This is a genomic window from Flavonifractor plautii ATCC 29863 (assembly GCF_000239295.1).
Classification (GTDB): Bacteria; Bacillota; Clostridia; order Oscillospirales; family Oscillospiraceae; genus Flavonifractor; species Flavonifractor plautii.
Genome location: NZ_JH417817.1, coordinates 25,438 through 34,064 on the forward strand (window position 1 = coordinate 25,438; position 8,627 = coordinate 34,064).

12 protein-coding genes are annotated in these 8,627 nt (G+C 64.1%); all 12 read left to right on the plus strand.

The window, feature by feature from the left end:
• On the plus strand, window positions 1-746 hold a 746-nt coding region (locus tag HMPREF0372_RS20795; RefSeq protein WP_007493542.1), incomplete at its 5' end, for an aldehyde dehydrogenase family protein.
• A gap of 52 nt (window positions 747-798) precedes the next feature.
• Window positions 799-1,083 carry an ethanolamine utilization microcompartment protein EutM gene (gene eutM, locus HMPREF0372_RS13590; RefSeq protein WP_007493543.1) on the plus strand — a complete coding sequence of 95 codons (285 nt, stop codon included), beginning with the start codon at window positions 799-801 and terminating at the stop codon, window positions 1,081-1,083.
• A gap of 38 nt (window positions 1,084-1,121) precedes the next feature.
• Window positions 1,122-1,406, plus strand: a complete 285-nt coding sequence (gene eutM / locus HMPREF0372_RS13595) for an ethanolamine utilization microcompartment protein EutM (RefSeq protein ID WP_007493545.1) — start codon at window positions 1,122-1,124, stop codon at window positions 1,404-1,406.
• Between the two features lie 49 nt (window positions 1,407-1,455).
• The gene (locus tag HMPREF0372_RS13600) at window positions 1,456-2,235 is read left to right on the plus strand and encodes an ATP-binding protein (protein WP_039997578.1); all 780 of its coding nucleotides are present in this window, start codon (window positions 1,456-1,458) and stop codon (window positions 2,233-2,235) included.
• A gap of 14 nt (window positions 2,236-2,249) precedes the next feature.
• Window positions 2,250-2,861 carry a phosphate propanoyltransferase gene (gene pduL, locus HMPREF0372_RS13605; RefSeq protein WP_007493548.1) on the plus strand — a complete coding sequence of 204 codons (612 nt, stop codon included), beginning with the start codon at window positions 2,250-2,252 and terminating at the stop codon, window positions 2,859-2,861.
• Between the two features lie 23 nt (window positions 2,862-2,884).
• Window positions 2,885-3,706, plus strand: a complete 822-nt coding sequence (gene eutJ, locus HMPREF0372_RS13610; protein ID WP_007493550.1) for an ethanolamine utilization protein EutJ — start codon at window positions 2,885-2,887, stop codon at window positions 3,704-3,706.
• A 36-nt stretch (window positions 3,707-3,742) separates the two neighbouring features.
• The gene (locus tag HMPREF0372_RS13615; protein WP_007493552.1) at window positions 3,743-4,492 is read left to right on the plus strand and encodes a hypothetical protein; all 750 of its coding nucleotides are present in this window, start codon (window positions 3,743-3,745) and stop codon (window positions 4,490-4,492) included.
• Window positions 4,493-4,538: 46 nt separating this feature from the next.
• The gene (locus HMPREF0372_RS13620) at window positions 4,539-4,823 is read left to right on the plus strand and encodes a EutN/CcmL family microcompartment protein (protein WP_007493553.1); all 285 of its coding nucleotides are present in this window, start codon (window positions 4,539-4,541) and stop codon (window positions 4,821-4,823) included.
• Between the two features lie 57 nt (window positions 4,824-4,880).
• Complete coding sequence (locus HMPREF0372_RS13625; protein WP_007493556.1) at window positions 4,881-6,233, plus strand: 4Fe-4S dicluster domain-containing protein; 1,353 nt, start codon at window positions 4,881-4,883, stop codon at window positions 6,231-6,233.
• A gap of 5 nt (window positions 6,234-6,238) precedes the next feature.
• Window positions 6,239-6,778, plus strand: a complete 540-nt coding sequence (locus tag HMPREF0372_RS13630; protein ID WP_009259301.1) for a BMC domain-containing protein — start codon at window positions 6,239-6,241, stop codon at window positions 6,776-6,778.
• Between the two features lie 65 nt (window positions 6,779-6,843).
• Complete coding sequence (locus tag HMPREF0372_RS13635; RefSeq protein WP_007493560.1) at window positions 6,844-8,067, plus strand: ethanolamine utilization protein EutH; 1,224 nt, start codon at window positions 6,844-6,846, stop codon at window positions 8,065-8,067.
• 38 nt (window positions 8,068-8,105) lie between these two features.
• Window positions 8,106-8,537 carry a cupin domain-containing protein gene (locus HMPREF0372_RS13640; protein WP_007493563.1) on the plus strand — a complete coding sequence of 144 codons (432 nt, stop codon included), beginning with the start codon at window positions 8,106-8,108 and terminating at the stop codon, window positions 8,535-8,537.
• The last annotated feature ends 90 nt before the right edge of the window (window positions 8,538-8,627 follow it).

Genomic DNA, 8,627 nt, shown 5'->3' on the forward strand with positions numbered 1-8,627 from the left:
ACAACGGCACCATCTGCGCCAGCGAGCAGTCCATCATCTGCGACGATGACATGGTGCCCGCCGTCAAGGCCGAGATGGAGCGCCAGGGGGCTTACTTCCTGGACGACGAGGAGCGGGAGAAGCTGGGCCGCTTCATTCTGCGGGCCAATGGCACCATGAACCCCGAGATCGTGGGCCGCAGCGTGAAGACCATCGCCAATCTGGCCGGCCTGGAGAAGGTTCCCGCCACCGCCCGCGTGCTGGTGGCCAAGGAGACCGGCGTGGGCCGCGGCCATCCCTATTCCAACGAGAAGCTGGGGCCCATCCTGGCCTTCTACACCGCCGAGAACTACGAGAAGGTGTGCGAGAAGGTCTGTGAGATCCTCCACTACGAAGGCGCGGGCCACACCTTCTCCATGCACACCAACGACGATAAGATGGTGGACTACTTCGCCCGCCGGGTGCCCGCCTCCCGCGTGATGGTGAACACCCCCAGCGCCCTGGGCGGCATCGGCGGCACCACCGCCCTCCAGCCCGCCCTGACCCTGGGCTGCGGCGCCGTGGGTGGCTCCGCCACCTCGGAGAACGTGGGCCCCATGCACCTGCTCAACCTGCGGTATGTGGCCTACGGCCTCAAGGAGCTGGACGAGATCCGCGCCTCCGTGCCGGACTGCTCCGACGGCGTCTGCCGCACGGCTCCCTCTCTGGAGAACATCGATGTGGACGACATCGTCCGCCAGATCATCGGTAAGCTCCAGAAGCTGTAACCCAATCTCATCCGCGTACAGCGCGGTTTACCTGTGAAAGGAAGGATCACAAATGGCGAATATGATGCAAGCTCTGGGTATGATCGAGACCAAGGGTCTCGTGGCCTCCATCGAGGCGGCCGATGCCATGGTCAAGGCGGCCAACGTCACCCTGATCGGCAAGGAGCACGTGGGCGGCGGCCTGGTGACTGTGATGGTCCGCGGCGACGTGGGCGCGGTCAAGGCGGCCACCGACGCGGGCGCGGCGGCGGCTGAGCGCGTGGGCGAGCTGATCTCCGTGCACGTCATTCCCCGTCCCCACGAGGAAGTGGAGTCCATCCTGCCCCACCTGGGCTGAGGCAGCCTGACGCAAACAAGTAAAGGAGTGTCCCTGTTATGAATATGATGCAAGCTCTGGGTATGATCGAGACCAAGGGTCTCGTGGCCTCCATCGAGGCGGCCGATGCCATGGTCAAGGCGGCCAACGTCACCCTGATCGGCAAGGAGCACGTGGGCGGCGGCCTGGTGACTGTGATGGTCCGCGGCGACGTGGGCGCGGTCAAGGCGGCCACCGACGCGGGCGCGGCGGCGGCTGAGCGCGTGGGCGAGCTGATCTCCGTGCACGTCATTCCCCGCCCCCACAACGAGGTGGAGTCCATCCTGCCCTCCCTGGAGAAGTAAGATACGGGCGTAGCCCGTGTCCCATCAACCATAGGAAGGGGTGGAGCGCGTGAAGGCAATTACAGAAGATTTCCTCCGGGTGGAGCTGCGGAACACCCAGCCCGAGGTCTACTACATCCCGGAGGGGAAAATACTGACGCCCGCGGCGCGGGAATATCTTCAGCAGCGCAAAATCAAAGTGGCCGCAGGGGGGCAGCCGGCGGAGCCGGCCCCCGCGGCCGCCCCGGCCGCCCAGCCGGTCGTCCCGACCGTGATGTGCGCCCCGGAGCCGCCCAAGCCCAAGTACGTGGACTATGAGACCGGCGCCTACTACATGGAAAAGCCGGAGCATATGACCCAGCTGTTCGGCAACGTGCTGGTGGCCAAGGATCACCCCCGCATCCATTTCCGCGGCAAGCTGGACAGCCTTCAGGCCCTGGTGGTGCTGGATCAGGTCCAGATCGCCGAGGGCGGCTGCCAGAAGCTGGTGGACGACCTGGGGAACATCCTGGGCATCCTCCGGGAGATGATGCGCTGTGATGCACTGGACGAGGCGTTCAAGAACGAGACCATCATTGGTCTCACCCACGCCGAGCTGCGGGAGCGTTCCCACAATCCGCAGAAGTTCTTCGGCGTGCAGTACATGCAGCTGCCCGATTACACCATGGGCAGGGATTATGCGCTGCTCAACCAGCTCCGCGCCGCCGTCCGTGAGACGGAGGTGGCGGCGACCGAGGCCTTCCGGGTGGGCAACAAATACACCCGGAAAGATATCATCGAGGAACTCAACCGCCTGTCCAGCGCCATTCATATCATGATGTGCATGTACCTGGCGGGCCAGTACCGCTGAGGAGGAACAGGCATATGGAACAAATCGTATCCGCAGTGATGGATGCGGTCCACCGGGCGGGACTGGTCGAGGTGGAGGTCTCCGCGCGGCACGTGCATCTGTCGCAGGCCGACGTGGAGGTGCTGTTCGGGCCCGGCGCCAGGCTGGAGCCCAAGCGGCCGCTCTCTCAGCCGGGCCAGTTCCTGTCCGAGCAGCGGGTCACACTGGTGGGCCCCAAGGGCCGGAAGGAGCGCGTGGCGGTCCTTGGCCCGGCCCGCAAGGCCACCCAGGTGGAGCTGTCCAAGAGCGACTGCATGGAGCTGGGGGTCAAGGCCCCCGTCCGGGAGTCCGGCGACGTGGCCGGCTCCGGGGCCATCACCATTGAGGGCCCCTGCGGCACGCTGGAGCTGAAGGAGGGCGTGATCATCGCCCACAACCACATCCACGTCACCGCGCCGGACTCCAAGCTGCTGGATCTGAAAGACAAGCAGCGGGTGTCCGTGGCCGTGATGAGCGAGCGGCCCGTGATTTTCCAGGATGTCATCATCCGGGTGAGCACGGAATTTAGCTGTAAGATGCACATTGACGTGGACGAGGCCAACGCGGCTCTGGTGAGCGGCTTTACCCTCGGCAAGATCATCCGATAATCAACAGAAGGAGCGCCAGCGACATGATGGACTTGGACCGCGTAAACAACTACCTCGCCCGTGTGGAGGAATCCGAAAAAACCACCTTCAAGCCGGTGGGAAGCCGGCTCAAGGTGGGCGTGGATCTGGGCACCGCCTACATTGTGCTGGTGGTGCTGGACGAGGAAAACAACCCCGTGGCCTGCGAGAAGCAGGCGGCCCAGGTTCTGCGGGACGGCGTGGTGGTGGACTACACCGGCGCGCTGCGCATTGTACGGTCGCTCAAGGAAAAGCTGGAGGCCCGCCTGGGCACGGAGCTGGTCAACTGCGCCATCGCCATGCCCGCGGGCACCGAATCCAGTGTCAAGACCCACCAGTATGTGGCGGAGGGCGCCGGCCTGGAGGTGACCAACATCCTGGACGAGCCCAGCGCCGCCAACGCCATCTATCAGATTGAGGACGGCGTGGTGGTGGACATCGGCGGCGGCACCACCGGCCTTGCTATATTAAAGGAGGGCAAGGTGGTGCAGATCGAGGATGAGCCCACCGGCGGCACCCATCTGACCCTGGTTCTGTCGGGCAACTATCACGTCTCCTTCGAGGAGGCGGAGGCCATCAAGCAGGACTACAAGCGCCACCGGGAGATCCTCCCCGTGGTGCGCCCCGTGGTGGAAAAGATGGCCACGATTGTGAGCCGCTATGTGGATAAGGCCCACACGGACACCATTTACCTCTGCGGTGGCACCTGCTGCCTGACGGGCATCGAGGACATCTTCCAGAAGGTGACGGGAATCCGGACCATTAAGCCGGCCAACCCCTTCCTCGTGACCCCCACAGGCATTGCCATGAACTGTACCCTGGAATGAACCCCTTAAATTCACGAACAGAAAGGAGGGGAAGCCATGGAACAAACGCTGCTCAATGAAATTGTAGCCCGCGTGGCCGCCAAGCTGGCGGAGGCGGAAGGGGGCGAGGCCGCTTCGGCCGCCGCGTCCCGGGATGACCGGGAGGGCCTGCTGCTGCTCAGCCAGGAGATGAACGACACCTGCCGGGCCATGCTGAAGTGCGAGAAGCTGAAGGCGCGGTTCCGTGTGGACTGCGCTTCCCTCCAGAGTGAGCCGGCCGAGTTGGATTCCTATGGCGTGGTCGTGCTCACCGGGCTCACCAACGAGGCCCTTGCCAAGCTGGCCCTGGGCCTGTGCGACACCCCCTATACCCGTCTGGCCGCCCAGGCCATCCTGGCGGGCAAGCGGGTCTACATACCCACCGAGGAGGTGGAGCTCTACCGCTACGCCTCCACCGCCCCGGCGGCCTACTACGCCATGATGAAGGAGCGCCTGGATCTGCTCCTGACCTCCGGCGTGGTGGTCTGCTCCAAACACAACCTGGAGGGACTCCTGCTGGGCGGCGCGGCCTGTGAGGCGGCTCCGGCGGAGGCGCCCGCGGCCGCGGAACCCTCCGCCCCTGCCCCCATGCCCGCGGCTCGTGAGGAGAAGCTGGTCCATGTGACCAAGCGGGTGCTCACGGAGCGGGACATCCGGGACGCCGCGGCGGAAAAGGTCACCTGCATCCATGTCCCCGCCAAGTGCATCCTGACGGCTCTGGCCAAGGACTGCGCCAAGGAGCACGGGATCCGGCTGGTTCAGGAGTGACCCCGGGCCCTGAGCCCCATTACCCGAAAAAGGATGGATCAAGGCTATGAAGGTAGCAAAGGTGATCGGCAACATCTGGGCCACCCGTAAGGAAGAAAAACTGGCTGGCCTGAAGCTGCTGCTGGTTCAGCCGCTGGATGTGCTGACGGGAAAAGCGGAACGGCCCCCCATCGTGGCCGCCGATATCATCGGCGCCGGCGTGGGGGAGACCGTGCTCGTGGTCGGAGGCAGCTCGGCCCGCAGCGCCGCCGGCGATATGAGCATCCCGGTGGACGCCACTGTGGTCGGCATTGTGGACGACCAGGAGATCGACCGCAGCGTGCTCCCCTGACGGGGAGGCGCCGCGGCGGCCCGGCGGAAACTTCCGCGAAAGGAATGGTCATACGTCATGAATCTGACCGAAGCGGTCAAGGCTGCGGGTGTAGTCGGCGCCGGAGGCGCCGGGTTCCCCACCCATGTAAAGCTCTCAGCCAAGGCGGAGTGCTTTCTGGTCAACGCGGCTGAGTGTGAACCGCTGATCGAAACCGACAAATATCTCTGCCGTACCTTCCCCGACCGGGTGGTGGCCGCCGCGGTGGCGGTGGCCGGGCACCTGGGCGCGAAGCGCACGGTGATCGCCCTGAAGGGCAAGTACCACGCGGAGATCACGGCCCTGGAGGGGGCTATCCGCCGGAGCGGCGCCCAGGTGGAGCTGTTCCGGATGAAGACCTTCTATCCGGCCGGCGACGAGCAGACCATGGTGCAGCAGGTGACCGGCCGCTCCGTCCCGGAGCGGGGGCTGCCCCTGGACGTGGGCTGCGTCGTGGACAACGTAGGCACCCTGCTCAACATCCAGGATGCCCTGGAGGGAACTCCGGTGACGGAGAAATACCTCTCCGTGGTGGGCGAGGTCAAGGAGCCCATTCTCCTAAAGGTCCCGGTGGGCACGGCCCTCACGGCCTGCGTGGCGGAGGCCCGGCCCAACTTAGCGGACTACGCCCTCATCGTGGGCGGACCCATGATGGGCAAGCCCCTCACCGACCGGGCCGCCATTGAGGCGGCCGTGGTCACCAAGACCACCGGAAACCTGATCGTCCTGCCCAAGGAGCACTACCTGTTCCGGCGGGCCCAGCTCCCGATGGAGACCATCCGCCATCAGACCAAGAGCGCCTGCATCCAGTGCCGCATGTGTACCGATCTCTGCCCCCGCTATCTCATCGGGCACCAGATCCGCCCCAACCTGGTCATGCGCAACCTGTGGCGGGAGGGGAGCATCGAGGACAACGAGGAGTATCTGCGCTCCTTCGGCGACGCGGCCAACTGCTGCGACTGCGGCGTGTGCGAGATGTTCGCCTGCCCCATGGGCCTGTCTCCCCGCAAGGTGAACGGCTACATCAAGGGCGAGCTGCGCAAGCGCGGCATTCAGGTGCCCCGGAACATGGAGCCCCACGCCCGGGAGTTTGTGGACGAGCGCAAGACGCCCACCGACCGGCTGGTGGCCCGGCTGGGCCTGTCGGCCTACTATGGTCTGCACGCCCACACCTGCATCCCCCTGGAGCCGGAGACGGTATTCATCCCGTTCCAGCAGCACATCGGCAAGCCCGCCGTGCCTGTCAAGGCCGTGGGCGACCCGGTATCCAAGGGCGAGCTTCTGGCTCAGGCCGCCCCGGACGGCCTGAGCGCCAACATCCACGCCAGCATCGACGGCGTGGTGACAGAAATCACTCCGGCGGGCGCCAGGCTCTGCCGGAAGGAGGTATGAACGGTATGGCAAACGCCATCGGCATGGTCGAGCTGACCAGTATTGCCCGGGGCATTGAGACCAGTGATTTTATGGTAAAGGCAGCCCAGGTGGAGCTCATCCGTTCCTCTACCGTGTGTCCCGGCAAGTACATTATCATCATCGCAGGGGATACCGGCGACGTCAAGGCCTCCATGGCCGAGGGCATCCGCCAGGGCGGCGAAAGCGTGGTCAACACGCTGCTGCTCCCCAACGCCCATCCCCAACTGATTCCGGCCATCAGCATGACCACCCAGCCCCCCGCAGGCGGCGCGGTGGGCGTGCTGGAGTTCTATTCCATCGCCTCGGCCATTACGGCCGCCGATGTGGCCGCCAAGGCAGCCAACGTGACCCTGATCGAGGTGCGCATTGGATACGCCATCGGCGGCAAGGGCTTTGTCACCCTGACCGGGGATGTGGGGGCGGTGCGTGAAGCCGTGGCCGCCGCGTCCCGTGACGCGGAGCTGCTGGTGGGCACCTCCGTCATCCCGCGCCCCGCGCAGCAGGTATTCCAGTCCCTGCTGTAAGCGCAAAGAGAAGAGAGACCTTCAACCCCCAAACTGTTTTGAGAGTTAGAGAAGGAGTGTAAGTAATGGATTTTAGCGAACTGATCGCAGCTGCTGATCCCAGTATTTTTACTGAGAGTATCAAAGCCTGGGTTTCCGGACTGAACATCAACTCCGTCATCATGCTGATCATGATGATCTTCATGATTGTGGGCGCCATTGACCGTATCCGCGGCAATAAGCTGGGCTACGGCGAGAAGTTTGAGGACGGCTTCAACGCCATCGGCGGCCTGGCCATCGCCATGGCCGGCGTGTATGCGGCGGCCCCCGTGCTGTCCATGGTGCTGGGCCCCATCATCTCCCCCATCTACACCGCCATCGGCGCCGATGCCTCTATGTTCGCCACCACCATCCTGGCCTGCGACATGGGCGGCTACCCTCTGGCCATGGAGCTGGCCAGCGACCCCTCCATCGGTAACTTCGCCGGCCTGATCCTGGGCACCATGATGGGCCCCACCATCGTGTTTACCATCCCTGTGGCCCTGGGCATCATCAAGAAGGAAGACCGCCCCTACCTGGGCGCCGGCGTCCTGGCCGGTATGATCACCATCCCCATCGGCTGCATCGTGGGCGGCCTGGTCATGAACATGACCCCCTATAAGATGGACATCGGCCGCATCCTGATTAATCTGGTGCCCGTCATCGTCATCGCCGCCCTGATCGTCATCGGCCTGTGGTTCGCCCCCGGCCCCATGATCAACGGCTTCAACAAGTTCGGCACCGGCGTCACCGTGGTGATCACTGTCCTGACCGCCATCGCCGTGTTCCAGCAGATCACCGGCATCATGTTCCCCGTGTTCGACGTGATGTCCACGGTGGATCCCGACCTGGGCATGACCCCGCTGAACAACGGCCTGCTGGTCTGCGGCCAGATCGGCATTGTTCTGATCGGCGCCTTCCCCATGGTGGAGTGGATCACCCGTACCTTCGGCGGCGCCCTGTCCAAGCTGGGCGGTGCCCTGGGCATGAATGACAAGGGCTCCGCCGGTCTGGTGGCTACCCTGGCCAACAACATCGCCATGTTCAACATCATGGGCGAGATGAACCCCAAGGGCAAGATCCTGAACGTGGCCTTCGCCGTATCCGCCGCCTTCGTGTTCGGCGACCACCTGGGCTTTGCCGCCGGCAACGATGCCCAGATGATCTTCCCCATGATCGCTGGTAAGCTGGTGGCCGGTGTCACCGCCCTGATTGTGGCCAACCTCCTGGCCCCCAAGCTGCTCTCCAAGATCCAGACCATTTCCAAGTAATCGAGTAAGGCCAATACCGGAAAGGCAAGGAATCTATCATGAATGTAAGCGAAGAGCTCATCCGCGAGATTGTCACCAAGGTTTTGGAGGAGTCCGCGGGCAAGGGCAGCAAGCCCGAGTTTGAAAAGCACATCGATCCCAGCGGGATCATCGGCATCAAGACCAGCACCGTCAAGTGCGAGCCCTTCCAGCAGGACGGCGTCAAGCTCAAGGACGTGGTCACGCTGGAGGAAGCCCCCCGTATGGGGTGCGGCATCATGGAGCTGGATCACACCAGCTTCGAGTGGACCCTGACCTATGATGAGTACGACCTGGTTCTGGACGGCACGCTGGAGATCGAGATCGACGGCCGTGTGGTGTCCGGAGGCCCCGGCGATATCATCTACATCCCCAAGGGAAGCCACATTCACTTCCAGACCCCCAACCGGACCCGCTACGCCTACTTTGTCTATCCTGCCGACTGGCAGTAAGGGCATGGCGGTGTCAGGCCGTCCCTCCTTTGCCCGCACCAGCGGGCAAAGGAGGGAAATGTAGGTTTGTCAAACATATTGGACGGTGAA

What these genes read in the sequence shown, in the direction of transcription:
- eutM (WP_007493543.1), top strand. Translation starts at nt 799, where the DNA reads ATGGCGAATATGATGCAAGCTCTGGGTATGATCGAGACCAAGGGTCTC.
- eutM (WP_007493545.1), top strand. Translation starts at nt 1,122, where the DNA reads ATGAATATGATGCAAGCTCTGGGTATGATCGAGACCAAGGGTCTCGTG.
- pduL (WP_007493548.1), top strand. Translation starts at nt 2,250, where the DNA reads ATGGAACAAATCGTATCCGCAGTGATGGATGCGGTCCACCGGGCGGGA.
- eutJ (WP_007493550.1), top strand. Translation starts at nt 2,885, where the DNA reads ATGATGGACTTGGACCGCGTAAACAACTACCTCGCCCGTGTGGAGGAA.
- HMPREF0372_RS13615 (WP_007493552.1), top strand. Translation starts at nt 3,743, where the DNA reads ATGGAACAAACGCTGCTCAATGAAATTGTAGCCCGCGTGGCCGCCAAG.
- HMPREF0372_RS13620 (WP_007493553.1), top strand. Translation starts at nt 4,539, where the DNA reads ATGAAGGTAGCAAAGGTGATCGGCAACATCTGGGCCACCCGTAAGGAA.
- HMPREF0372_RS13625 (WP_007493556.1), top strand. Translation starts at nt 4,881, where the DNA reads ATGAATCTGACCGAAGCGGTCAAGGCTGCGGGTGTAGTCGGCGCCGGA.
- HMPREF0372_RS13630 (WP_009259301.1), top strand. Translation starts at nt 6,239, where the DNA reads ATGGCAAACGCCATCGGCATGGTCGAGCTGACCAGTATTGCCCGGGGC.
- HMPREF0372_RS13635 (WP_007493560.1), top strand. Translation starts at nt 6,844, where the DNA reads ATGGATTTTAGCGAACTGATCGCAGCTGCTGATCCCAGTATTTTTACT.
- HMPREF0372_RS13640 (WP_007493563.1), top strand. Translation starts at nt 8,106, where the DNA reads ATGAATGTAAGCGAAGAGCTCATCCGCGAGATTGTCACCAAGGTTTTG.